Annotated in this window: 30 protein-coding genes and 1 pseudogene; 2 read left to right on the forward strand and 29 right to left on the reverse strand. The window is 31.6% G+C overall.

Annotation, left to right across the window (positions count from 1 at the left end):
* From rplO to metG, 26 genes and pseudogenes are all read right to left on the reverse strand, one after another.
* A complete protein-coding gene (gene rplO, locus ACZ5QM_RS00225) occupies positions 1 to 447 on the reverse strand; it encodes a 50S ribosomal protein L15 (protein ID WP_464182831.1) in 447 nt (148 codons plus the stop codon).
* 35 nt (positions 448 to 482) lie between these two features.
* Positions 483 to 659, reverse strand: a complete 177-nt coding sequence (rpmD, locus tag ACZ5QM_RS00230) for a 50S ribosomal protein L30 (RefSeq protein WP_464182833.1) — start codon at positions 657 to 659, stop codon at positions 483 to 485.
* Positions 660 to 677: 18 nt separating this feature from the next.
* On the reverse strand, positions 678 to 1,193 hold the full coding sequence (gene rpsE, locus ACZ5QM_RS00235) for a 30S ribosomal protein S5 (protein ID WP_464182834.1): 516 nt from the start codon (positions 1,191 to 1,193) through the stop codon (positions 678 to 680).
* Positions 1,194 to 1,201: 8 nt separating this feature from the next.
* Positions 1,202 to 1,546 (reverse strand): 50S ribosomal protein L18, encoded by a 345-nt coding sequence (gene rplR, locus ACZ5QM_RS00240; protein ID WP_464182836.1) that lies wholly within the window; start codon positions 1,544 to 1,546, stop codon positions 1,202 to 1,204.
* A gap of 17 nt (positions 1,547 to 1,563) precedes the next feature.
* The gene (rplF, locus tag ACZ5QM_RS00245) at positions 1,564 to 2,115 is read right to left on the reverse strand and encodes a 50S ribosomal protein L6 (protein WP_464182838.1); all 552 of its coding nucleotides are present in this window, start codon (positions 2,113 to 2,115) and stop codon (positions 1,564 to 1,566) included.
* Positions 2,116 to 2,151: 36 nt separating this feature from the next.
* Positions 2,152 to 2,553 (reverse strand): 30S ribosomal protein S8, encoded by a 402-nt coding sequence (gene rpsH / locus ACZ5QM_RS00250; protein ID WP_464182839.1) that lies wholly within the window; start codon positions 2,551 to 2,553, stop codon positions 2,152 to 2,154.
* 110 nt (positions 2,554 to 2,663) lie between these two features.
* Entirely contained in the window at positions 2,664 to 2,933 is a 270-nt protein-coding gene (rpsN, locus tag ACZ5QM_RS00255) for a 30S ribosomal protein S14 (RefSeq protein WP_464182840.1), read from the reverse strand.
* An 11-nt stretch (positions 2,934 to 2,944) separates the two neighbouring features.
* Positions 2,945 to 3,505: a 50S ribosomal protein L5 gene (rplE, locus tag ACZ5QM_RS00260; protein WP_464182841.1), complete on the reverse strand. Its 561-nt coding sequence runs from the start codon at positions 3,503 to 3,505 to the stop codon at positions 2,945 to 2,947.
* A complete protein-coding gene (gene rplX / locus ACZ5QM_RS00265) occupies positions 3,505 to 3,825 on the reverse strand; it encodes a 50S ribosomal protein L24 (protein WP_464182842.1) in 321 nt (106 codons plus the stop codon). Before rplX ends, rplE begins: the two co-directional genes overlap by 1 nt.
* Before the next feature lie 13 nt (positions 3,826 to 3,838).
* Positions 3,839 to 4,204, reverse strand: a complete 366-nt coding sequence (gene rplN / locus ACZ5QM_RS00270) for a 50S ribosomal protein L14 (RefSeq protein WP_464182844.1) — start codon at positions 4,202 to 4,204, stop codon at positions 3,839 to 3,841.
* 2 nt (positions 4,205 to 4,206) lie between these two features.
* The gene (gene rpsQ / locus ACZ5QM_RS00275; RefSeq protein WP_464182845.1) at positions 4,207 to 4,464 is read right to left on the reverse strand and encodes a 30S ribosomal protein S17; all 258 of its coding nucleotides are present in this window, start codon (positions 4,462 to 4,464) and stop codon (positions 4,207 to 4,209) included.
* 7 nt (positions 4,465 to 4,471) lie between these two features.
* A complete protein-coding gene (locus ACZ5QM_RS00280; RefSeq protein ID WP_464182846.1) occupies positions 4,472 to 4,660 on the reverse strand; it encodes a large ribosomal subunit protein uL29 in 189 nt (62 codons plus the stop codon).
* Positions 4,661 to 4,676: 16 nt separating this feature from the next.
* Positions 4,677 to 5,105 (reverse strand): 50S ribosomal protein L16, encoded by a 429-nt coding sequence (rplP, locus tag ACZ5QM_RS00285; protein ID WP_464182848.1) that lies wholly within the window; start codon positions 5,103 to 5,105, stop codon positions 4,677 to 4,679.
* 85 nt (positions 5,106 to 5,190) lie between these two features.
* Complete coding sequence (gene rpsC / locus ACZ5QM_RS00290; RefSeq protein ID WP_464182849.1) at positions 5,191 to 5,943, reverse strand: 30S ribosomal protein S3; 753 nt, start codon at positions 5,941 to 5,943, stop codon at positions 5,191 to 5,193.
* A 2-nt stretch (positions 5,944 to 5,945) separates the two neighbouring features.
* Positions 5,946 to 6,347, reverse strand: a complete 402-nt coding sequence (gene rplV / locus ACZ5QM_RS00295; protein ID WP_464182850.1) for a 50S ribosomal protein L22 — start codon at positions 6,345 to 6,347, stop codon at positions 5,946 to 5,948.
* 9 nt (positions 6,348 to 6,356) lie between these two features.
* Entirely contained in the window at positions 6,357 to 6,629 is a 273-nt protein-coding gene (gene rpsS, locus ACZ5QM_RS00300; protein ID WP_464182852.1) for a 30S ribosomal protein S19, read from the reverse strand.
* Between the two features lie 24 nt (positions 6,630 to 6,653).
* Entirely contained in the window at positions 6,654 to 7,478 is an 825-nt protein-coding gene (gene rplB, locus ACZ5QM_RS00305; protein WP_464182853.1) for a 50S ribosomal protein L2, read from the reverse strand.
* Positions 7,479 to 7,778 (reverse strand): 50S ribosomal protein L23, encoded by a 300-nt coding sequence (gene rplW, locus ACZ5QM_RS00310; protein WP_464182854.1) that lies wholly within the window; start codon positions 7,776 to 7,778, stop codon positions 7,479 to 7,481.
* A gap of 10 nt (positions 7,779 to 7,788) precedes the next feature.
* Positions 7,789 to 8,415: a 50S ribosomal protein L4 gene (gene rplD / locus ACZ5QM_RS00315; RefSeq protein ID WP_464182857.1), complete on the reverse strand. Its 627-nt coding sequence runs from the start codon at positions 8,413 to 8,415 to the stop codon at positions 7,789 to 7,791.
* Entirely contained in the window at positions 8,415 to 9,029 is a 615-nt protein-coding gene (gene rplC, locus ACZ5QM_RS00320) for a 50S ribosomal protein L3 (RefSeq protein WP_464182858.1), read from the reverse strand. The genes rplD and rplC overlap by 1 nt, the downstream gene beginning before the upstream one ends.
* Before the next feature lie 108 nt (positions 9,030 to 9,137).
* Complete coding sequence (gene rpsJ, locus ACZ5QM_RS00325) at positions 9,138 to 9,449, reverse strand: 30S ribosomal protein S10 (protein ID WP_464183338.1); 312 nt, start codon at positions 9,447 to 9,449, stop codon at positions 9,138 to 9,140.
* A 140-nt stretch (positions 9,450 to 9,589) separates the two neighbouring features.
* Positions 9,590 to 11,719, reverse strand: a complete 2,130-nt coding sequence (gene fusA, locus ACZ5QM_RS00330) for an elongation factor G (protein WP_464182860.1) — start codon at positions 11,717 to 11,719, stop codon at positions 9,590 to 9,592.
* Between the two features lie 61 nt (positions 11,720 to 11,780).
* Positions 11,781 to 12,257: a 30S ribosomal protein S7 gene (gene rpsG / locus ACZ5QM_RS00335; RefSeq protein WP_464182863.1), complete on the reverse strand. Its 477-nt coding sequence runs from the start codon at positions 12,255 to 12,257 to the stop codon at positions 11,781 to 11,783.
* A 96-nt stretch (positions 12,258 to 12,353) separates the two neighbouring features.
* The gene (rpsL, locus tag ACZ5QM_RS00340) at positions 12,354 to 12,764 is read right to left on the reverse strand and encodes a 30S ribosomal protein S12 (RefSeq protein WP_464183339.1); all 411 of its coding nucleotides are present in this window, start codon (positions 12,762 to 12,764) and stop codon (positions 12,354 to 12,356) included.
* 272 nt (positions 12,765 to 13,036) lie between these two features.
* A complete protein-coding gene (locus ACZ5QM_RS00345; RefSeq protein WP_464182864.1) occupies positions 13,037 to 13,933 on the reverse strand; it encodes a ribonuclease Z in 897 nt (298 codons plus the stop codon).
* An 847-nt stretch (positions 13,934 to 14,780) separates the two neighbouring features.
* Positions 14,781 to 16,478: pseudogene (gene metG, locus ACZ5QM_RS00350) on the reverse strand (methionine--tRNA ligase); the annotation flags it as partial.
* A gap of 194 nt (positions 16,479 to 16,672) precedes the next feature.
* Here metG and ACZ5QM_RS00355 point away from each other — a divergent pair.
* Both ACZ5QM_RS00355 and proS read left to right on the forward strand, forming a co-directional pair.
* Complete coding sequence (locus ACZ5QM_RS00355; protein WP_464182865.1) at positions 16,673 to 17,170, forward strand: NUDIX hydrolase; 498 nt, start codon at positions 16,673 to 16,675, stop codon at positions 17,168 to 17,170.
* Positions 17,171 to 17,227: 57 nt separating this feature from the next.
* Entirely contained in the window at positions 17,228 to 18,709 is a 1,482-nt protein-coding gene (proS, locus tag ACZ5QM_RS00360) for a proline--tRNA ligase (protein WP_464182867.1), read from the forward strand.
* A 1,759-nt stretch (positions 18,710 to 20,468) separates the two neighbouring features.
* Here proS and ACZ5QM_RS00365 read toward each other — a convergent pair.
* From ACZ5QM_RS00365 to ACZ5QM_RS00375, 3 genes are read right to left on the reverse strand one after another with little or no spacing between them, the layout of a single operon-like run.
* Complete coding sequence (locus ACZ5QM_RS00365) at positions 20,469 to 20,657, reverse strand: DUF3256 family protein (protein ID WP_464182868.1); 189 nt, start codon at positions 20,655 to 20,657, stop codon at positions 20,469 to 20,471.
* Positions 20,658 to 20,701: 44 nt separating this feature from the next.
* Positions 20,702 to 21,451, reverse strand: coding sequence for a tRNA pseudouridine(38-40) synthase TruA (gene truA / locus ACZ5QM_RS00370; RefSeq protein ID WP_464183340.1), 750 nt, complete (start codon positions 21,449 to 21,451; stop codon positions 20,702 to 20,704).
* Between the two features lie 55 nt (positions 21,452 to 21,506).
* A complete protein-coding gene (locus ACZ5QM_RS00375) occupies positions 21,507 to 22,841 on the reverse strand; it encodes a TldD/PmbA family protein (protein WP_464182870.1) in 1,335 nt (444 codons plus the stop codon).
* Positions 22,842 to 22,844: the final 3 nt, after the last annotated feature.

A 22,844-nucleotide genomic window follows, 5' to 3' on the forward strand; every position in this document is an offset into this window, starting at 1 on the left:
TTAAAGCTTTACCACTGTCCCACCTACTTTTGTAATCGCTTTTTCTGCCATCTTAGAAAAAGCGTTTGCAGTAATTTCAACTGCAGAAACAATAATTCCATTAGCAAGAATTTTTACTAATTGATTTGAAGAGACAATACCTGCATCTATCAAATCTTGAATACTAACTTTAGTTAAATTATGAACATCTACTAATGTCTGTATAACATTAAGATTAACTGCTTTGTATTTTATATGATTAATATTTTTGAAGCCAAACTTAGGTAGACGTCTCTGGATAGGCATTTGACCTCCTTCGAATCCTATTTTCTTGGAATAGCCAGATCTAGACTTTTGCCCTTTATGCCCCCTTGTAGAAGTTCCTCCAAGACCTGAACCTTGCCCTCTACCGACTCTTTTACGAACTTTTATAGAACCTTTAGCCGATTTTAAATTAGATAAATTCATTTTAGAATTGATTGTTATCTGTTTCCCAAATAAAATTACTTTTCCAAGTTAACTAGATGTCTCACTTTTTTAACCATCCCTCGTATAGCTAAATTATCATTACGTTCTACTATATAACCCCTTTTTTTTAATCCCAAAGCATCTAAAGTTCTTTTCTGACTTTTTGGACATCCAATCCGACTCATAACCTGTTTAATTCTTATCATTGCCATACTTTTATAATTTTCAAATTATCCATTAAATACTCTTTTTGTGGATATACCTCTATTTTGAGCAACCATAGCTGGATCTCTCAATTCACTTAAAGCAACTATTGTTGCTTTAACCATATTATGAGGATTAGATGAACCTTTAGATTTTGCTAATACATCAGTTATCCCAACACTTTCTAATACTGCACGCATTGCTCCTCCAGCCTTCACACCTGTTCCATGAGTAGCAGGTTTAATTAAAACCCGAGCACCACCAAATTTAGATAATTGCTCATGCGGAATTGTACCTTTATAAATAGGTATTTTAATCAAGTTCTTCTTTGCTACTGCTACACCTTTAGCAACTGCAGTAGCTACCTCACTTGCTTTACCTAATCCCCAACCAACAACCCCATTTTCATTTCCTACTACAACAATAGCTGCGAAACTAAATGTACGCCCTCCTTTAGTAACTTTAGTTACACGTTTAATAGTAACTAGCCGTTCTTTTAGTTCCAAATCTTCTATCGTTTTTACTCTGTTATTTATTGCCATTTTTCTAATTAAAATTTAAGTCCTCCTTCACGAGCGGCATCTGCTAGTTCCTTCACTCTACCATGATATAAATATCCATTTCTATCAAAGACCACTGACCGAATACCTATCTCTTTAGCCTTTTGAGCTATTAATATACCTACTCTACAAGCAATTTGTTTTTTAGAAACTTTTTCTGTAATTCCAAGAGAAGAAGCCATCGCTAAAGTATTACCAGTTAAATCATCAATCAGCTGAGAATAAATCTGCTTATTGCTTCTAAATACTGACAAACGTGGACATTTATCAGTACCAGAAATACATTTACGAATACGTCGTTTTATTTTAATTCTTCTTAATTTTCTTATAATCATCACCAATCTATGAAATTTTATTTACTAGCTGATTTCCCAGATTTTCTACGAACTACTTCATCTACAAAACGAATACCCTTACCTTTATAAGGTTCCACCCTACGAAAAGAGCGTATTTTTGCACATACTTGTCCAAGTAATTGTTTATCAGCTGATTCTAAAACAATAAGTGAATTTTTATTACGTTCATTTTTAGTTTCAACTTTAATTTCTGGAGGTAATTGCAAATAAATATTATGTGTATATCCCAATACAAAATCTAATAAATTCCCAGTGTTCGTAACACGATATCCTACTCCCACTAATTCTAATTCTTTTCTATAACCTTTTGAAACACCAACAACCATATTCTTAATCAAAGAACGATACAATCCATGCAAAGCACAACTTTTCCTTCCATTATCTAGTCTATGTAGTATTATCTTATTTTCTTCTATTCTAACTTTGATAATTGAACTCACCTCTTGATATAACTCTGCCCTCGGTCCCTTTACTGAGATTATATTCCCATTTTGAGTTACAGTTACACTCTCCGGTATTATTATTGGTAGTTTCCCTATTCTAGACATATTGTTGTTTTCTATACGGTAGTAAGTATAGCATCTTTAGTAAACGTAACACAAAACTTCACCACCAATTTTAAAATCAAGTGCTTCTTTATCCGTCATTACTCCTTTCGAGGTAGAAAGTATAGCTATACCTAAACCATTTAACACACGAGGCATTTTCCTACAATTCGTATATATACGCAAACCAGGACTAGAAACTCGTTTTAACACTTTAATTGCATTCACCTTGCTCATATTGTCATATTTCATAGTAATTTTGATCGTACCTTGATGCAACCGACTATCTTCTAGAAATTTATAACTCAAAATATAACCCTTACTACAAAGAATTTCCGTAATCTTTTTTTTTAAATTTGAAGCAGGAACTTCTACTATCTTATGTTTGGCCTCAATAGCATTCCGTAATCTTGTTAAATAATCTGCAATCGGATCTGTCATAAAAACAATTGAATTAATTTCATTCTAATCAGAACATTACTAATGTTAATAAACCGTATATTTGAGATATGTTTTTTAAACATAATCTTAATTAAAAAAAACATAACTATTTACCAACTTGCTTTTTTCACACCAGGTATCAACCCCATAGAAGCTATCTCTCGCAATTGAATACGCGAAACACCAAATTGACGAACATATCCCTTAGGACGCCCTGTAATTTTGCATCGATTATGCAATCGTACAGGAGATGAATTTTTGGGCAAAGCCTGCAAAGCATCATAGTTCCCCTCTTTTTTCAATTGAATTCTTTTATCGCTATATTTAGCAACTAACCTCAGTCGTTTTATTTCACGAGCTTTCATTGACTCTTTAGCCATAATACTTTTCCCTAAATTCTCTTCATATTCCTAAATGGCACTCCGAACTCTCGCAACAATGCGTAACCTTCCGTATCCTTTGTTGCAGAAGTAACAAAGGTAATATTCATTCCCATTATTTTTACAATACTATCAATATTTATTTCAGGAAAAATAATTTGTTCTCGAACTCCAAGAGTATAATTTCCTCTTCCATCAAATTTATCTTCTATCCCTTTAAAATCACGAATACGAGGCAAAACTACACGTACCAAACGTTCAAGAAATTCATACATTCGCTCATTACGCAAAGTAACTTTTGCCCCAATAAGCATTTTCTTACGAAGTTTGAAATTAGATATATCTTTCTTTGAAATAGTTGCTACTGCTTTTTGCCCTGTAATAGCTGTCAATTCCTGAATAGAAACATCAATAAGTTTTTTATCAGACACAGCACCACCCAAACCCTGATTAATTACTATTTTTTTCAATACAGGAACTTGCATTGTAGAAGAATAATTAAACTCTTTAGTTAAAATTGGTATAATTTTTTCCCGATATTCCCTCTTCAAATTAATCACATTGGTACTCATTATCTAATTTCCTCCCCAGATTTTCTAGAAAAACGAACTAATACCCCTTTTTTATTTGTTTTTCGACTAATACGTAAAGGTTTTCCACTTTTAGAATCTAAAATATTTAAATTTGAAATATGAACAGGAGCTTCTTTCTTTTCAAATCCTCCCTGAGGTTTCTTTGCACTTGGCTTGATACCCTTACAAACGATATTAATACCTTCTACTAAAGCACGTTGTTTATCCACAAACACTCTTAGTACACGCCCCGTTTTACCCTTATCATCGCCAGCATTCACATAAACTGTATCACCTTTTTTAATATGTAATTTACTCATTTTTTTAAAACAATTATAGTACCTCTGGAGCTAAGGATACAATTTTCATATTCATAGTTCGAAGCTCACGAGCAACAGGGCCAAAAACACGACTACCCCGTATCTCTCCTGTATTATTCAGGAGCACACAGGCATTATCATCAAAACGAATATAAGAACCATCCTCACGACGGATTTCTTTTTTTACGCGCACAACAACTGCTTTGAATACTGTACCTTTTTTAATATCACTGGAAGGTACAACATTTTTAATTGTTACGACAACCACGTCTCCAACAGAAGCATAGCGCCTTCTTGTCCCTCCTAAAACTCGAATACAAAGTGCCTCTTTTGCTCCAGAATTATCAGCTACTCTAAGCCTAGATTCTTGCTGTATCATAATTAGTTAACTTTTTTAACTACTTCAACTAACCTCCATCTCTTAATTTTACTTATAGGACGAGTTTCCATAACTTTTACAATATCACCCACCCTACACTCATTTTTTTCATCATGAACATGAAACTTTTTCATTCTATTTATAAACTTTCCGTATATAGGATGTCTTTCTTTCCATTTTACAGCAACAGTAATAGATTTATCCATTCTATCGCTACAAACAACTCCTACCCTCTCTTTTCTTAAATTTCTACTTTCCATTCATTTTTCATTTATTACTTATCTCCCTTTGACGTATTTCAGTTTTTATACGTGCAATCTCTCTACGAGACCGAGTAATTATTGCCGGATTATTTAATGGAGAAACCATATGACTAATTTTCCTTTGTTCGTATATTTTTATTTTAACTCTTAATTTTTCTTTTAAATCAGTAATTGTCAAATCTTTAATTTCCATATATAAGCACGTATTTTTAATTTAAAAAAAAATCATAATCATGTCTCACAATAAATCTTGTTATGACTGGAAGCTTTTGAGCAGCTAATCTCAAAGCCTCTCTTGCAACATCAAATGATACTCCTTCAACTTCAAAAAGAATCCTTCCTGGTGTAACTGGAACAACAAACCCTTCAGGAGCACCCTTACCTTTACCCATACGTACTTCTGCTGGTTTTTTTGTGATTGGCTTATCTGGAAAAATTCTAACCCAAACTTGGCCTTGACGCTGCATATGACGTGTCACGGCAACACGTGCAGCTTCTATTTGCTTTCCCGTAATCCATTTTGCTTGCAATGTTTTTATACCAAAAGAACCAAAAGATAATCGATTTCCTCGCTGTGCATTACCTTTCATTCGTCCTTTTTGTGTTCTTCTAAACTTTGTTTTCTTAGGTTGTAACATTTTGTTTTCTCTTGTATAAACTATGAACTATTACCTTTTTGCTATAATACTACCCATAATTTTACTTTTTCACTAATAATTATTATTAATATTCCTTTTTTCTATTTTTAACACCTTCATCTCCTCTACTTTTTTCATTTCTATTCCCTATTTTATTAAAAAAACGCTTTGATTCTTTTTGATTATCAAACCTGGAAATAAAATCCCGTTTACCATATATTTCTCCACGACAAATCCAAACTTTTACACCTAATAACCCAACTTTGGTTGAAACTTCACTCAAAGCATAATCAATATCCGCACGTAATGTATGCAACGGAGTTCTTCCTTCTTTGTACATTTCTGTACGAGCTATTTCAACGCCATTCAAACGTCCAGAAATTTGCACTTTAATCCCTTCTGCCCCCATTCGCATAGCAGAAGCAATAGCTGTCTTTATAGCATGACGATAAGCTATTTTATTCGCCACTTGGCGTGTAATATTACAGGCTACAATTACGGCATCTAATTCTGGCTTTTTTATTTCAAAAATATTTATTTGAACCTCTTTATTAGTAGTAATTCTCTTTAATTCTTCCTTCAATTTATCCACCTCTTGCCCTCCCTTACCAATAATAACACCAGGACGTGCAGTACATACAGTTATAGTGACCAATTTTAATGTACGACCAATAATAATACGAGATATACTTGCTTTAAGAAGACGGGTATTTAAGTATTTACGAATTCTACTGTCTTCATATAAGCTATCCCCATAATTATTACCCCCATACCAATTAGAATCCCATCCACGAACGATCCCCAAGCGATTACTTATCGGATTTACTTTTTGTCCCATTTTTAGGAAATTATTTTTTTTTCATTTACAAACAAAACTACATGATTAGAACGCTTACGTACATGGTAGGATCTGCCTTGAGGAGCTGGACGCATTCTTTTCAACATAGTAGCTGAATCTACATTAATTTTTGTTACAAACAATTCTCCATTCGATGCTTGTCTTCCAGTTTTTTGCTCCCAATTAGAAATAGCCGACTTAAGCAATTTCTCTATTCTTACAGAGGATTTTTTATTAGAAAATCTCAAAACGCCCAAAGCCTTAAAAACTTCCATTCCACGAATCATATCTACTACAAGACGCATTTTACGAGGAGAAGTTGGTACATCATTCAGCTTAGCAAAATACATCGTTTTACTATTTTCTCTCCTCTTTTCTACTAACATTCTTTTCCTAATATCCATAAGACTTGTTTACTTTTTCTTATTACCTGCATGGCCACGAAACTGGCGTGTAGGAGAAAACTCTCCTAATTTGTGTCCAACCATATTTTCTGTAATATAAACAGGAATAAACTTATTTCCATTGTGAACTGCAATAGTATATCCAACAAAATCAGGAGAAATCATCGAAGCCCTTACCCAAGTTTTTACAACAGATTTTCTCCTACCCGACTCCCCCATTAATAGAATTTTCTTTTCTAATTTAACATTGATATAAGGACCTTTTTTTAACGAACGACTCATATTTTTTTTTAAACTAATACTAGGTTATTTTTTCTTCCTTTCAATAATATATTTAGAAGAATATTTTTTCAAATTTCTCGTTTTAAATCCCTTAGTGTACAAACCTTTACTAGATCTTGGGTGCCCACCAGAAGCACGTCCTTCCCCACCACCCATTGGATGGTCAACAGGATTCATTGCTACACCACGAACGTGTGGACGCCAACCTAACCATCTTATTCTTCCAGCTTTTCCTGATTTTTCTAAGGCATGATCAGAATTACTCACACTACCAATAGTAGCCCTACATAAGTCAAATATCTTCCGAATTTCTCCCGAAGGCATTTTAATAATTACATAATTAGCTTCTCTAGAAATAATCTGAGCAAACACTCCGGCAGAACGAATCAGTTTAGCACCCTGTCCAGGATACAACTCAACATTATGGATTAATGTACCTAAAGGAATATCAGATAATGGGAGCGAATTACCAACTTCTGGAACAACTTTTTTTCCAGAAACTACCATTTGATTTACTTTTAATTTATCTGGAGCGATAATATACGTTTTTTCTCCATCAGCATAACACAACAAGGCAATACGGGCAGAACGATTAGGATCATATTCTATAGATTTTACCGTCGCAGGAACACCATCTTTATTTCTCTTAAAATCTATTAAACGAAATTTACGTTTATGCCCTCCTCCAACATGACATATTGTTCTATGACCTTCATCATTACGTCCCCCTGACTTACATTTACCAAAAACAAGAGATTTCTCAGAATTAGCAACTGTAATTTCGCTAAATGTAGCAATAATTTTATGCCTTTGTCCCGGCGTTGTCGGCTTCAACTTACGAATCCCCATTTATTTATCAATATTACTGAAAAAATCTATTGTCTCCCCCTCTTTCAATGTTACAATTACTTTTTTAAAAGAACTCTTTTTCCCTTTAAAAACTTTTGACTTAGTAGATCTCGATTTCTTCTTTCCATCATAATTCATCGTATTTATCTTTATAACAGAAACATTATAAAGTTCACTCACTGCAACCTTTATCTCCAATTTATTAAAACCCGGAGAAATACACAACCCAACACGATTTGTTTTCTTGTTTGTAATTTGAGTTTGTTTCTCTGTTACGACAGGTTTAATAATTATTCCCATTATTATTTTGTTAAAAATTATTTATAATAGCTACTGAACTTTCCAGGATTACTAAATGTACTGCATCTAAAACTTTATAAGTATTTAAATCAGAAGCAGTTATTACCTTCGCCTTTGATATATTTCTCGCAGATAAAAAAATATTATCATTTTTCCAAGGCAAAACAATAAGCAATTTTTCGTCTGCTATTTTTATTTTCAAATCTTTAACCAAAGACAAAAAGTCCTTAGTTTTTGGCACTTCAAAACAGAAATCTTCAATTACAGTAATAGACCTATCACGCATTTTATAAGACAAAACAGATTTACGAGCTAAACTTTTTTCCTTTTTATTTAGTTTAAAACTATAATCTCTAGGTCTAGGTCCAAATATTCTAGCTCCTCCCACTAAAATAGGAGAATTAATATCTCCTCTACGAGCTCTACCACTACCTTTTTGACGCCCTAACTTACGAGTGCTACCTGACATTTCGCTTCTTTCTTTAGATTTAGATGTACCTTGACGTTTATTCGCCAAATATCGTTTCACATCTAAATAAACAACATGGTCATTTGGTTCAATTCCAAAAACGCTATCTTTCAATGTTACTTTTCTTCCTGTTTTTTTACCTCTAATATTAAAAATATCTACTTCCATTACTTCTCGATTATCAAAATTGAACCTTTTGAGCCTGGAACTGAACCTTTTATTAACAATAAATTATGTTCAGGTATTAACTCTATTATTTCGAGATTTTTTACAGTTACCCTTTGATTCCCCATTTGCCCTGCCATACGCGTTCCCTTAAATACTTTTGCAGGATAGGAACATGCCCCGATAGAACCTGGATGTCTTTGACGATCACTTTGTCCTAAAGTTGTTTCTCCAACTCCTCTAAAACCATAACGTTTCACAACTCCTTGAAATCCTTTACCTTTCGATACACTAACTACATCTACATAAATCCCCTTACAAAAAAAATCAACAGTTATAATATCCCCACATTTATACTCTCCTTGTCCTTCAAATTCAACCAAATATCTTTTAAAAGATACTCCCGCTTTTCTAAAATGCCCTTGTTCTGGTTTTGTAGTATGCTTCTCTTTCTTATCTCCAAATCCCAACTGAACAGATTCATACCCATCTTTTTTGACAGTTTTCACTTGAGTAACAACACACGGCCCAACCTCTATAAGAGTACATGGGAGACTTTTCCCCTCAGTACTAAAAACAGACATCATTCCAATTTTTTTCCCAATTAATCCTGGCATTTTACTTAAACATTAATTAATCTATTTCCTACTTTTTATAAGTAACATACTTAGCCTAAACGATTTTTAAAATATTACACAATCTTACTCAAATCTTCAAATTTAAATTTATACTTTTATTTCAACCTCTACACCACTAGACAAATCTAACTTCATCAGTGCATCTACTACTTTGGTATTAGATGCATAAATATCAATTAATCGTTTATACGAAGATAACTCGAACTGTTCACGAGACCTTTTATTTACAAAAGTTGCACGATTTACTGTAAAAATACGTCTATGAGTAGGGAGCGGAATAGGTCCACTCACATTATCAGCTATACTTTTTACAGCCCTCACAATTTTCTCAGCGGATTTATCTACTAGATTATAATCGTAAGACTTTAATCTAATTCTAATTTTATGGCTCTCACTCATTACTTTCAAATCATTAACAACTAAGCAATCTAATAAAATATTCTTCCCTATTTTTATGCTAGAAAACAAATATCTCTTTACAAAGATAAGATATTTCTATTTAAAATCTGGTTCTTCATATATAATAAAAAACCAAAATCCTACTTGACTAGATCTATTCTACCGTTCATTTTTTTTAATATTGTTTCTGCAATAGAAATAGGTATTTCTTCGTAATGCGAAAAAGACATAGTACTCGTAGCACGACCTGAAGTAATAGTACGCAAAGCTGTTACATAACCAAACATCTCTGACAAAGGAGCGCATACTTTTATAACTCTTACTCCAATACGATTGGTATCCATAGATTCTATTCTTCCTCGACGTTTATTCAAATCGCTAATTACATCTCCTATACTCTCTTCTGGAGTAATTATTTCAATTTTCATAATCGGTTCCTTTAAAATCGGGTCAGCCTTTTCACTAGCATTTTTAAATGCCTGGATAGCACATATTTCAAAAGACAACTGATCAGAATCCACAGAGTGAAAAGAACCATCAATAACCGTCACTTTTAATTTATCTAGCGCATAACCAGCCAAAACACCATTCTTCATTGCTCTAAAAAAACCCTTTTGGATAGAAGGAATATATTCTTTTGGAATATTACCACCTTTTACTTCATTTATAAATTGTAAATCCCCTTCAAAATTCAAATCAACTGGCTCAATACGAATAATTATATCAGCGAATTTACCACGACCACCCGTTTGTTTTTTATATATTTCTCTCCATTCTACTGCTTTAGTGATAGCTTCTTTATAAGAAACCCGAGGAGAACCTTGATTACAATCTACCTTAAATTCTCGTTTTAATCTGTCAATGATTATTTCTAAATGAAGCTCCCCCATACCTGAAATAACCGTTTGTCCTGTTTCTTCATCTGTTTTAACAGTAAACGTTGGGTCTTCTTCCGCTAATTTAGCAAGTCCTAATCCCAACTTATCTAGATCCTTTTGTGTTTTAGGTTCAACTGCAATGCTAATTACAGGCTCTGGAAAATCCATAGATTCTAATATAACTGGATAATTTTCATCACACAAAGTATCCCCCGTTCGAATATCTTTAAATCCTATTCCTGCTCCAATATCACCACACCCAATGTAATCCCTTGAATTTTGTTTGTTAGAATGCATTTGAAACAATCGAGAGATACGCTCCTTTTTTCCAGAACGAGCATTATAAACATAAGAACCAGCCTTCAATTCTCCTGAATAAACACGAAAAAAACAAAGTCTTCCTACGTAAGGATCTGTTGCAATTTTAAATGCTAAAGCACACAGTGGTTCAGAAACACTCGGCTTACGAGTGACTATTTTTTTTAAATCGTCAGGATGAGTACCCTTAATCACAACAGTATCTATCGGACTTGGAAGATAAGCACATACTGCATCCAGTAAAGGCTGTACTCCTTTATTTTTGAAGGAAGATCCACAAACTATTGGACTAATCTGCATAGCTAATGTCCCTTTACGAATAACCCTGTGAATTTCATCTTCAATAATTTTATTTGGATCATCCAAATATTTCTCCATAAAGACATCGTCCACTTCAGCTAAAATTTCAAGCATTTTACCTCTCCAACTTTCAGCTTCTGACATAATTTCTACAGGGATTTGCTTAACAAGATAAACTGTACCCATAGAGTCATCGTACCAACACAAAGCCTTCATCCTTACTAAATCTATAATTCCAGAAAATTTCTCTTCAGCCCCAATAGGTATTTGGATAGGACAAGGGTTAGCACTTAAAACTTCTTTCATTTGTCGCATCACTTCAAAAAAATCCGCTCCAGAACGATCCATTTTATTTACATAGCAAATTCTTGGTACTTGATATTTATCCGCTTGATACCAAACAGCTTCTGATTGAGGTTCTACACCCCCTACCGAACAAAAAGTGACAATAGAACCATCTAAAATGCGCAAAGAACGCTCTACTTCTACAGTAAAATCGACATGACCTGGAGTATCAATCAAGTTGATTTTATATACATCGTCATTATACTTCCAATTGGCTGTTGTCGCAGCAGAAGTAATTGTAATACCACGCTCCTGTTCCTGTTCCATCCAATCCATTATAGAAGCTCCATCATGAACCTCCCCAATTTTATGAGTAAGCCCTGTATAAAAAAGTATCCGCTCTGATGTAGTAGTCTTACCAGCATCAATGTGTGCCATAATACCAATATTACGAGTATATTTCAATTGGTCATCTACACCTATAGCCATTTCTTTTCTTAAACATTTCTAATATTCCTATCTTTCATTACTCAAAATTAACTATCAAAATTTAAAATTTAAAATACGCAAATGCTCTATTGGCTTCTGCCATCTTATGCATATCTTCCCTTCTTTTATATGCACCACCTTGATTATTAAAAGCATCTATAATTTCAGCAGATAGTTTTTCAGCCATTGATTTACCTCCTCTTTTTCGAGCAAAAAAAATCATATTTTTCATTGAAATAGCCTCTTTTCTTTCCGGATAAATTTCAGTTGGCACTTGAAAAGTAGCACCACCAACCCGTCGAGACTTCACTTCAACAAGCGGAGTTATATTATTTAATGCTTGTTCCCAAATTTCAAGAGAAGATTTCTGTTCATTAGACAATTTAATTTTTATTTTTTCCAAAGCAGAATAAAAAATACCAAAAGCCACACTTTTTTTGCCATCACACATCAAGTAATTAACAAATTTTGTAACTCTTCGATTTTCGAATATAGCATCTAGAAGTATTTGCCTCTTTTTTGGCTTTGTCTTTCTCATTTTTATAAAAATTTTGTAGTCAATCTAATGTCGTCACAAATTCCTATCTTCTAAATTCACTAACTACAACTTATACCAAACCTTAAATTAACAGTCTTATCTTTTATTTTTCATCGACGCTACTGCGGTATTTTCTGCTTTTAAACGTTTTCCTCCATATTTAGAACGCCTCTGCATACGCCCATCTACACCAGCCGTATCCAAGGCTCCACGCACAACATGATAACGTACACCCGGAAGATCTTTCACCCTTCCTCCCCTTACCAATACAATAGAGTGCTCCTGCAAATTATGTCCTTCACCAGGAATATATGCATTGACCTCTTTAGAATTAGTTAAACGTACACGTGCAACCTTCCGCATAGCAGAATTAGGTTTCTTAGGGGTCGTAGTGTAAACTCTTATACAAACCCCTCTCCTCTGTGGACATGAATTCAGCGCAGGCGCCTTCCCTTTCTTAAACAAAGCTGTTCTTCCTTTCCGTACTAACTGCTGAATTGTAGGCATAACCAACTCAATCTCTTGTTTTATTTTAATAACTAAACTACGCAAAGGTAAAACAATTTTCAAATAAAACCAAAGTTTATTACAACAAAACATTAACTCTGTTTAAATTTTTTATTATTATTTTAGTACCTAATTATTTTAGGTATATAGTTGCAGCATCTATATTTAAAATAATTAGATACTAAACATACAGTTACAAGTTTACAAGATTAAAAACATTAAACATTTACAAATGTTATTAGTAGCTCAATTTTTGTAAAAAAATACTTTTCTTATTTTCGTTCTGAACCAATAGGTAATACCATTCGGTCTTGTGCCAAAATCGTATTTGGAAATATTTCTTGAGCTTCTTTCAGTAAAAGAGTCTCATCAAGATATCTAGCAGAAAAATGACCTAACACGAGTTTTTTTACATTGGCAGCTTTGGCAATTAAAGAAGCTTGTCTAGCAGAAGAATGATAAGTTTCTTTAGCACGAATTAAATCTTTACTACTAAAAGTTGCTTCATGATAAAGTAAATCCACGTCAGCTATCAATGGAATAATCTTTTCATTATAGGCTGTATCTGAACAATAAGCATATTTACGAGAAATTATTTGGCTATCAGAAGTAATAAAATTACCTCTCTTCTTGATGTTATTCCCTAAATCAATCGGAATATGACAAAAATCTATTTTTTTTTGAAAAATATGAGAGGTTTGAGGTTTTTCTTCGAATAGAAAACCAACAGTAGGTACTCTATGCTTCAAAGGAATTGTAGATACCTTTAATGTATAATCTTCAAATATCAATTCATTACAAGTAGGATCAAAAGAATGAAATATTATCCGATAAAATATTTCTTTGCAGAAATATTTTATTAAAGGTTGAAATAAATATTCAGTATCAGGATGAGAATAAATGTGTAAATCAGCTGTACGCCCTAATAATCCAAACATAGAAATCAACCCCAATAATCCAAAACAATGGTCAGCATGCAAATGAGAAATAAAAATATGATCAAGTCGTTGAAATTTTAATTTCATTAAACGAAATTGCAACTGACTCCCTTCACCGCAATCAATCATATATAACTTCTCTAAAAAATTAACTATTTGAGAACTTAGAGAATGTCTAATAGTAGGAAGGGCTGAGCCACAACCCAATATGTTCAATTCAAACCGTTCCATAATTACTTTATACCTACCGATTTATGAGTTTATAAACTTATAAATCATTGCGAATAAAAATCAATTTGTACTGCGCAACGTGATTTACATTGCGCTATTTGTAACAGCAACACATCTCATACAAAAATAGTGTTAAAAATCTTAGCAAGTTCAATAAGCAAAGTTTTACTTTTAGAATATCCGTTTTCCCCTAACTACTATACTAAATACTACCTTAGTGTTACTTGTACGTTTAATATTTTTATAAATAGCTATATCTTAATAGAATATGATATAGCTATTTACAAATCGCGTAATCCAAATAAAACCAATAATTCATTATCCGATTTTTTCTACTAACTATTTTTCTACTAACTAACTATAGGTTACATAAAATTTTTACTTTTTAATTATCTCCTCTGTTAATTATAAAATGAGATATTCCAACAGTCACACAATTTAATTGCAAGGATATTTTTGCGATACATTCTGTTTAAATCATCCACAGAACTTGGAATTACAGAATTTAGATTCTCCTTCTTTAAATTTTCTTATTTCACTCACATTAAATATACATATATTTCACCTATCTTCACTGACATAAAAATTCATGAATAATTAACTTGAATATTCACGAGATAAATCTATCAATATTTTGGACATATTAAGATGATATGTAATAGTTTTATTTAAGTTTTATTTAAAAAATTAGATATAGATATAATTTTTTCACGTTGAGCTAATAGTCTTTAATCAAAAAAAATAAAACTGATATAGATTGTAATTACCACAGCAACATCCATACGTTTTGTATTTCATACTTTTGAATAAAAAATATAAAATACAGAACAAGTAAACAGTTCACTCATCTTCTCGAAGATACTTCATTAGTTTTTTTTACTTCATATAATTTTTGAATTTGCTTTTCAATAACTTCATCCCCAATTTTTACAAACAATAAGTCTGCAGGATTAAGTTGATGCCCAGTTTCCAATAAATCCATTTTTCCAAATTGAGACCATTTTAAATTTTCCTTACGAACAAACTGACGAATTTTACATGCTGTAAAAGGCAAAAAAGGATCGAACACAATAGCAAGACTTACTAATATTTGCAAAATTACATTTAATACAGTAGCTGCACGAGACATATCTGTTTTTACAATTTTCCAAATTTCAGTATCAGTCAAATATTTATTTCCAATGCGTACTAAACTCATGGCTTCTTTCAAAGCATCACGAAAATGATATTGTTCTAAATAATTTTCTAAAATCACTTTTTTTTGAAAAAAATCATTTAAAACATATCTATCAGAATCTCTCAATTCTCCAAGTTCAGGAACTCTCCCTTCAAAATACTTGTAAGTGAGTACTAGAACTCTGTTAACAAAATTCCCAAGTATAGCAACTAATTCATTGTTATTCCGAGTCTGAAAATCTTTCCATGTGAAATCACTATCTTTGGTTTCAGGAGCATTAGCTGTCAAAACATAACGTAAAACATCTTGCTGTTTTGGAAATTCTTCCAGATATTCATGTAACCAAATTGCCCAGTTACGAGAAGTAGATATTTTTTCTCCTTCTAAATTTAGAAATTCATTAGCAGGTACATTATCCGGAAAAATGTATCCTCCATGAGCTTTTAACATAATTGGAAAAATTATACAATGAAATACAATATTATCTTTTCCGATAAAATGTACAAGTTTAGTGTAAGGATCCTTCCACCACTTTCTCCAATCGTTCGGAGAATACTCTATGGTATTAGAAATATAACCTATAGGAGCATCAAACCAAACATACAAAACTTTTCCTTTAGCGCCTTTTATTGGAACAGAAACCCCCCAATCAAGGTCTCGACTTACGGAACGATGAAACAAGCCTGCTTCTAACCAAGATTTGCATTGCCCAACAACATTAACTTTCCATTCCTTATGTTCTTTTAAAATCCATTTTTTTAACCACTCTGTATATTCATTTAAGGGTAAATACCAATGTTTAGTTTTTCTTTTTTCAGGTAAAGTATCAGTAACAACAGATTTTGGATTAAGTAAATCCATGGTATTAATAGAAGCTCCACACGATTCGCACTGATCACCATACGCTCGATTATATCCACACAAATAACATGTTCCTACAATGTAACGATCAGCAAGAAACAACTTCGCATGCGTATCATAGTATTGTTCTGTAATTTTTTCTACTAATTTTCCACTATCATATAAGTGTCGAAAAAAATCCGATGCTGTCTGATGATGAATTGACAAAGACGTTCGAGAATAAATATCAAAAGAAATCCCGAATTCTTTAAAAGATTTTTTTATGATATGATGATAATGATCTACAACTTCCTGTGGAGTTATACCTTCTTCTCTAGCTTTTAAAGCAATTGGGACACCGTGCTCATCCGAACCTCCTACAAATAAAACTTCTTCTCCTCGTAATCGAAGATAACGAGCATAAATATCCGCTGGGATATAAACACCTGCCAAATGTCCAATATGTATTGGTCCATTAGCATACGGCAAAGCGGAAGTAATCAAAGTTCTTTTGTAATTTCGTTTCATACTATTTCGTACTATAAAATTATCTATCTTAACTTAACCGTGAATATTTTTCTACGTCCATGACTTTTACTGACTATGATTTTTCACCAACTACAAGTACCAAATATAACAAAAAAAAATCTACAGTTAAGAAAGAAAAATATTCAATATATTTCTACTTAAAAGCAAAATGACTAACCTGAATTTTATGTTTTATGATAGATGAGTTATTTCCACTAGTAGATAAATTAGGAGAAATAATTGGGTGCGCTTCTCGCAGTGAATGCCATAACGGAAATAAGTTGTTACACCCAGTTATCCATCTCCACATTTTTAATGAGAAAGGAAAGCTACTTCTACAAAAGCGCTCTATGGACAAAGATATTCAACCTGGTCAATGGGACACTTCCGTAGGGGGACACATCGAATACGGAGAAAAAACGGAAGAAACTCTAAAGCGAGAAGCTTATGAAGAATTGAATATTAAAAACTTTATACCTTATTTTATTCAATCTTATCTGTTTGAATCAGATATTGAAAAAGAAAAAATTTTTTCTTATAAAACAATTTATAATTTTCCTATTTCTTTTAATCCTAAAGAAATAGATGAAATTCGTTTTTGGGATTTGAAAGAAATCAATCAAAATATTGGGAAAAATCTATTTACACCAAATTTTGAGTATGAATTTTGTCTTCATCTACTGAATAAATGAAATTTATATATTAATTTCGTGCAATTCGGTTTAGAATGAAGTCAATAGTAATCTAAGATGATAAAAGGGATAAAGGAACTTACACCGAAAAGTGTAAATTCTTCTCAGTGGTACAATGATTTAGTAATTAAAGCTGATTTAGCAGAAAATTCTGCTGTACGTGGCTGTATGATAATTAAACCCTACGGTTACGCAATATGGGAAAAAATTCAAAAACAATTAGATGATATGTTTAAAGAAACAGGACATGTAAATGCCTATTTCCCTTTGTTTATACCTAAATCTTTTTTAAGTAAAGAAGCTAGCCACATAGAAGGTTTTGCCAAAGAATGTGCTATAGTAACTCATTACCGACTAAAAAATAACCCAACAGGAAATGGAGTAATTGTGGATTCAGAATCCAAACTTGAAGAAGAACTAATTGTACGTCCTACTTCTGAAACTATTGTTTGGAATACTTATAAAAATTGGATTCGATCCTATCGTGATTTGCCCATTTTAATAAATCAATGGGCAAATGTAGTTCGTTGGGAAATGCGTACTCGTCTGTTTTTGAGGACATCTGAATTTCTTTGGCAAGAAGGTCACACAGCTCATGCCACAAAAAAAGAAGCCATTGAAGAAACTGTAAAAATATTAAACATATATGCTAGTTTTGTAGAGCAATACATGGCCATTCCAGTAATTAAAGGAATTAAAACATCTGGAGAACGGTTCTCAGGAGCTATTGATACCTACTGCATTGAGGTTCTAATGCAAGATGGAAAGGCATTACAAGCAGGAACTTCCCATTTTCTAGGGCAAAATTTTGCAAAAGCCTTTGATGTACAATTTCTTAACAAGAAAGGAAAAAGAGAATATGTATGGGCTACTTCTTGGGGTGTTTCTACCCGTTTAATGGGGGCATTAATTATGATGCACTCTGATGACAACGGATTGGTATTACCTCCAAAATTAGCTCCTTACCAGGTAGTCATTATCCCTATTTTTAAAGATGAATTTAGCTTGAAATATATCAACAAAAAAGCAACAAATATTATTAATGATTTAAAGAGCATAGGTGCTAATGTAAAATATGACAATACCAACAATAAAAAACCAGGATGGAAATTTGCTGAATATGAATTAAAAGGTGTTCCTATCCGTTTGACTTTAGGTATTCGTGATTTAGAAAATGGAACAATTGAAGTTTCTCGTAGAGATACATTAACCAAAGAAACTATTTCAATTAATAATATTGTTAACTATGTAAAAAGTCTCTTGAAAGACATTCAACAAAATATTTATAAAAAGGCATTGAATTACCGTTCAACAAATACTATCTACGTAGATACTTACGACGAATTCAAAGAAAAAATAAAAAAAGGTGGATTTATTATGGCTCATTGGGATGGAACTTCTAAAACTGAGAAACAAATCAAGGGGGAAACTAAAGCGACTATTCGTTGTATTCCTTTAAATGAAGATATCGTACCAGGCATAGACATGTTAACTGGAATGCCATCTAAACAACGAGTCGTTTTTGCAAAAACGTATTAAGGAATTAGAGAAGTTGTATTTGTTCAAATTCAATAAAACTCCGAATAAATATTGCCACTAGTTTCCTGGCTACTTACTTCCAGATTGCAATTTTATCTGTCTGTTTATCGATACTTCCCTAATTGTCTTAAATATTTAAAATCTAACATTTTATAAATAAAACATCACTTAGAAACATCTAATGCGTCCTAATGAATTAGTTTATTATTCACGGCAACCATCAACTAATTAGTCTTATCCTTTTTTACATACTTAATATTAAAAGATAGAAAATATATTTTCGTACGTACGGTGACTAACATATGCCAACCTACCTATAATAGGTCATTATAGTAATAAGCTAGTTATCGTATATAAATTACTATCAAACTAAAGAATTTTTCAAACTCTAATATCAATGATGAATCGCGCTTTTCGTTTAACTTACTCTATAGAAAATCAAAATTTCAAACTTTAACAAAATTAGCAATTTGATCATCTTAAAAACACTCTCAAAATAGTAACTCATTTTTTTAAAAAAATCTATTCAAATTAATTTTCTGCATTAGTTTCATTAACTTTATAAACAGGAGGATTACAAATTCAACTTTTAATAAAATTAAAATAACAAACCATCAGTATAAAAATTATGCCAATAAAAGTAATTTTCAATTGCCTTTCAAATTCTTCATAAAAAACTTTAATAATTATTGATTGATTAAATAATTATTAAATCGAAATTTTCAATAGATTTACTTTGTCTTTTGGAAAAAAATTAACGAATTTTATCTCCACTCGATAAAATATGCTGAAATAGCAAATTTTACATAGTTTAATGCTACTATAGTCTTAAAAGCATAAAAATAGAGAAAATATTGAAGTATAATAAAGTGATTCTAAATCTAACTTTTTTCAAAAAAATAAAACAATGTATAATTTCTTTATCTGAAAAAATAAAATAAAAAATTAAGGAAAATTTATAATTTAGTTTCTTACTTATTCTTCAATATTTTTATTAAAAAAAAATACAAATCACTACGAATGATATATTGTGACAATATATATCAGACTCTTTATGAAATTAATTTTTTGCTATAAAAAATTAATAATTATTCTTATTATAATTTAAGTAAACATGATAAAATTTTTACCCTCTCCATCTCTCCGTTAATTTTGCAATTTCAATTTGAAGGCTATACAAATACTCAATGTAATTTACTACTACACTCATAATTACACTAATTATCTAATAAACAATCAAGTGGGTGCAAATAGTAATTGCACCCACTATTTACTTCATAAATCAATTCGTTTTAATGAATAATTATTATAATTTCTATCCAAAGAAGAGTATATTCTTTTTTTGTTTAAAAGTTAATACTACATATAGTATCTAAATTGGATACTATTCCAATTATGTATCTTAATTCTTTTTTTAAAAAATTTACATTTTTCATCCGTCCTCTATCCCCATATATTCTGAAATATTATAAAATTGCTACAACAATAAAGTTTTGGGGGTCGTATATAAATTATACAAAAGAAGCATCTCAAATAATATTACTTGGTTGTTCATTAACGAGATAAACCCTATTAACTGGAATAAATAAGTTTGTCTGTAATTGATTCCCATAATAGAATAAAATTCAATATAACTACTACATACTGAATCATAAATGGTATAAATAATACAATAGAGCTTTGAATCTATTAATTATCAGAAGAACAATTAATTGCAAAGAGCTATTTTTTTTCATTTTTAACAAAAGATAATCTGTTGTTAAATTTTCAAAAAATTGTATCCCCAAAATATATTTAATACAATAGATTGCAAATGAGCATTGTATGAATCTATTAAATTAATTCGATTAGAAAAATTCAAAGAAAAAAGCATAAATCTAGGCATAGATAAAAAAGCATCTTTAGCTGTTTCAGCTTTCAACGGTAACATTGTTAATAAACCAATCATTTATAATACCATTTTCTGGATATATTTATTTCTCATCTGAAACTTTAATTTTTAAAAATCCAATCAGGATATTCAATACCAGCTAAAAATAATGCATGAGCAGGAGCAGAGGCTGTTACTATAGCATGTTTTTTACTTTCAATAATCTTTTTAAAATTTACTACAGATAACTTATTTTTTCCTATATCTATCATTGCCCGTACAATAAAACGTACCATATTACGAAGAAAACGGTCTGCTTGTATTGTAAAAATATCTATACTTTGTATAGAATTCCATTCAGCTTTATTTATTCGACAAATATTTGTTTTAGTGTTAGAATGTAGTTTGCAGAAACTTGTAAAATCAGAGTATTTTAATAAAACATTTGCCGCTTCATTCATTAAATCTTTATTTAAAGGTTGTTTTAATCTGTAAAGTTGTTCATGTTGAAATGGATCTTTTTGATAAGTAATATAATATTTATATGTTCTAGAAATGGCATCAAAACGAGCGTGAGCATTAGCTTCAACTGGAACAATTTTGTATATAGATATATCATAAGGAAGAATTTCATTCAATTGTTCTGTTAACACAGTGCCAAGTAATATATTTTCCCAATCAAAGTGAGCTATCATTAAACTAGCATGAACTCCTGTATCTGTCCGTCCTGCCCCAGTAACAGTAATTGGTTTTCGTAATAAAATACTCAAGCATTGCTGAACTCTTTGCTGTACAGTCCTACTATTAGGTTGTATTTGCCAACCACAATAGTTTTTTCCATTATAAGCGAGGTAAATAAAATAACGATTCATAACAACAATTTGCTTCAAAAAACTTTTATTTTACTAAAACTAAATCAGTAAAATATCATTTTCCACTAAAACAAACATCATCAAACAGAATACTCGGAATTTGCCATGATTCATTCCGACGTGGATCATTTCCAACTTTCTCTACATTTTTCCAAAGAGTTAACATATTTCCAGTAATATTCATTTCATGTAAAGGTTGCATTGCTTTCCCATTCTCTATTAAAAATCCTTCTATTCCAAATGAAAAATCACCTGTAACACCGTTACTATTTCCTCCATTAAAGTCTGTAACCCAAATACCTTTTCTAACAGAAGAAAGCATTTGTTCAAAATTTTCATTCCCATGTTTGAAAGTAAGAATAGACGGAGACTTAATAGTAGGTTTCATTGCTAATTTAGCAGCATAATAAGTATCTAAATAATACATATTCAGTACTCCACTTTCTATGACATTATTTTTTTTAGTAGCAACACCTTCAGTATCAAACCATCTGGCTCCTTGCGTTCGGAGAATATGTGGATTGTCAATAATAGTAATTTTATCAGAAATAATTTTTTCCCCTATCTTCCCTTTCAAAAAAGAAGATTGTTGCTGAATATCTCTCCCACATAAAGCAGAAATAAGCGGAGATAATAATTCACCCCCTACTAAATTATCCACTAACATCTTGTAAATCCCAGATTCTATTTTCTCTTGTTGCAGTTTACGAAAAGTTCTTTCATAAGCTGTTCTAGCAATTCCTTTTTTCTGAATATCTTCAAAAAAAACGGCTGAACTATACCAACTATCCGAGGGACGAGCATCTCCTTTCCCTTTCATGGAAGTAATAGCTGAAAGGGAAAAATAAGTAGTCACAGCCTCTCCTTCGAACCCATTACTAGCAAGCATATATTTTCCACTCAAACTATCAAAATATTCCGAAATAACCGAAATCAAACGTTCATCTGTATTATAAACTTCATTTACATCGTTTTTAATTAGATTTAACTTATCACTCACAGAGAACGTATCTATATCCTCATCATAAATATTTAGTCCTTTTCCATCACCTTGATATAAACGACTCACATCAGGTAATTTTCGAAAATTATCTTTTCCTAAATAATAGGTAGTCTTTATAGCATGGACAATAAAATGCTCCAGATCTTTTTTGTTCAATTTATTTGTGTAACAAGCAGAAAACCGCCCATCTACATATAGTTGAATGGACATACCTTTTTGAAAAGATTGAAGAAAAACATCTAATTGATTGTCACGGTATTCAAGTAAATTACTAATTTCTGTGTAAACGTTTACGCTAACATCAGAACATCCTTTATTCAATGCATATTTCAAGACCCAACGAGCCAAATTTTTATGTTCTTCAGATATTATATTTTCATTTTTCATATA

The organism is Azobacteroides sp. (SeqCode) (genome assembly GCF_055395615.1).

What these genes read in the sequence shown, in the direction of transcription:
- rplO (WP_464182831.1), bottom strand. Translation starts at nt 447, where the DNA reads ATGAATTTATCTAATTTAAAATCGGCTAAAGGTTCTATAAAAGTTCGT.
- rpmD (WP_464182833.1), bottom strand. Translation starts at nt 659, where the DNA reads ATGGCAATGATAAGAATTAAACAGGTTATGAGTCGGATTGGATGTCCA.
- rpsE (WP_464182834.1), bottom strand. Translation starts at nt 1,193, where the DNA reads ATGGCAATAAATAACAGAGTAAAAACGATAGAAGATTTGGAACTAAAA.
- rplR (WP_464182836.1), bottom strand. Translation starts at nt 1,546, where the DNA reads ATGATTATAAGAAAATTAAGAAGAATTAAAATAAAACGACGTATTCGT.
- rplF (WP_464182838.1), bottom strand. Translation starts at nt 2,115, where the DNA reads ATGTCTAGAATAGGGAAACTACCAATAATAATACCGGAGAGTGTAACT.
- rpsH (WP_464182839.1), bottom strand. Translation starts at nt 2,553, where the DNA reads ATGACAGATCCGATTGCAGATTATTTAACAAGATTACGGAATGCTATT.
- rpsN (WP_464182840.1), bottom strand. Translation starts at nt 2,933, where the DNA reads ATGGCTAAAGAGTCAATGAAAGCTCGTGAAATAAAACGACTGAGGTTA.
- rplE (WP_464182841.1), bottom strand. Translation starts at nt 3,505, where the DNA reads ATGAGTACCAATGTGATTAATTTGAAGAGGGAATATCGGGAAAAAATT.
- rplX (WP_464182842.1), bottom strand. Translation starts at nt 3,825, where the DNA reads ATGAGTAAATTACATATTAAAAAAGGTGATACAGTTTATGTGAATGCT.
- rplN (WP_464182844.1), bottom strand. Translation starts at nt 4,204, where the DNA reads ATGATACAGCAAGAATCTAGGCTTAGAGTAGCTGATAATTCTGGAGCA.
- rpsQ (WP_464182845.1), bottom strand. Translation starts at nt 4,464, where the DNA reads ATGGAAAGTAGAAATTTAAGAAAAGAGAGGGTAGGAGTTGTTTGTAGC.
- ACZ5QM_RS00280 (WP_464182846.1), bottom strand. Translation starts at nt 4,660, where the DNA reads ATGGAAATTAAAGATTTGACAATTACTGATTTAAAAGAAAAATTAAGA.
- rplP (WP_464182848.1), bottom strand. Translation starts at nt 5,105, where the DNA reads ATGTTACAACCTAAGAAAACAAAGTTTAGAAGAACACAAAAAGGACGA.
- rpsC (WP_464182849.1), bottom strand. Translation starts at nt 5,943, where the DNA reads ATGGGACAAAAAGTAAATCCGATAAGTAATCGCTTGGGGATCGTTCGT.
- rplV (WP_464182850.1), bottom strand. Translation starts at nt 6,347, where the DNA reads ATGGATATTAGGAAAAGAATGTTAGTAGAAAAGAGGAGAGAAAATAGT.
- rpsS (WP_464182852.1), bottom strand. Translation starts at nt 6,629, where the DNA reads ATGAGTCGTTCGTTAAAAAAAGGTCCTTATATCAATGTTAAATTAGAA.
- rplB (WP_464182853.1), bottom strand. Translation starts at nt 7,478, where the DNA reads ATGGGGATTCGTAAGTTGAAGCCGACAACGCCGGGACAAAGGCATAAA.
- rplW (WP_464182854.1), bottom strand. Translation starts at nt 7,778, where the DNA reads ATGGGAATAATTATTAAACCTGTCGTAACAGAGAAACAAACTCAAATT.
- rplD (WP_464182857.1), bottom strand. Translation starts at nt 8,415, where the DNA reads ATGGAAGTAGATATTTTTAATATTAGAGGTAAAAAAACAGGAAGAAAA.
- rplC (WP_464182858.1), bottom strand. Translation starts at nt 9,029, where the DNA reads ATGCCAGGATTAATTGGGAAAAAAATTGGAATGATGTCTGTTTTTAGT.
- rpsJ (WP_464183338.1), bottom strand. Translation starts at nt 9,449, where the DNA reads ATGAGTGAGAGCCATAAAATTAGAATTAGATTAAAGTCTTACGATTAT.
- fusA (WP_464182860.1), bottom strand. Translation starts at nt 11,719, where the DNA reads ATGGCTATAGGTGTAGATGACCAATTGAAATATACTCGTAATATTGGT.
- rpsG (WP_464182863.1), bottom strand. Translation starts at nt 12,257, where the DNA reads ATGAGAAAGACAAAGCCAAAAAAGAGGCAAATACTTCTAGATGCTATA.
- rpsL (WP_464183339.1), bottom strand. Translation starts at nt 12,764, where the DNA reads ATGCCTACAATTCAGCAGTTAGTACGGAAAGGAAGAACAGCTTTGTTT.
- ACZ5QM_RS00345 (WP_464182864.1), bottom strand. Translation starts at nt 13,933, where the DNA reads ATGGAACGGTTTGAATTGAACATATTGGGTTGTGGCTCAGCCCTTCCT.
- ACZ5QM_RS00355 (WP_464182865.1), top strand. Translation starts at nt 16,673, where the DNA reads ATGATAGATGAGTTATTTCCACTAGTAGATAAATTAGGAGAAATAATT.
- proS (WP_464182867.1), top strand. Translation starts at nt 17,228, where the DNA reads ATGATAAAAGGGATAAAGGAACTTACACCGAAAAGTGTAAATTCTTCT.
- ACZ5QM_RS00365 (WP_464182868.1), bottom strand. Translation starts at nt 20,657, where the DNA reads ATGATTGGTTTATTAACAATGTTACCGTTGAAAGCTGAAACAGCTAAA.
- truA (WP_464183340.1), bottom strand. Translation starts at nt 21,451, where the DNA reads ATGAATCGTTATTTTATTTACCTCGCTTATAATGGAAAAAACTATTGT.
- ACZ5QM_RS00375 (WP_464182870.1), bottom strand. Translation starts at nt 22,841, where the DNA reads ATGAAAAATGAAAATATAATATCTGAAGAACATAAAAATTTGGCTCGT.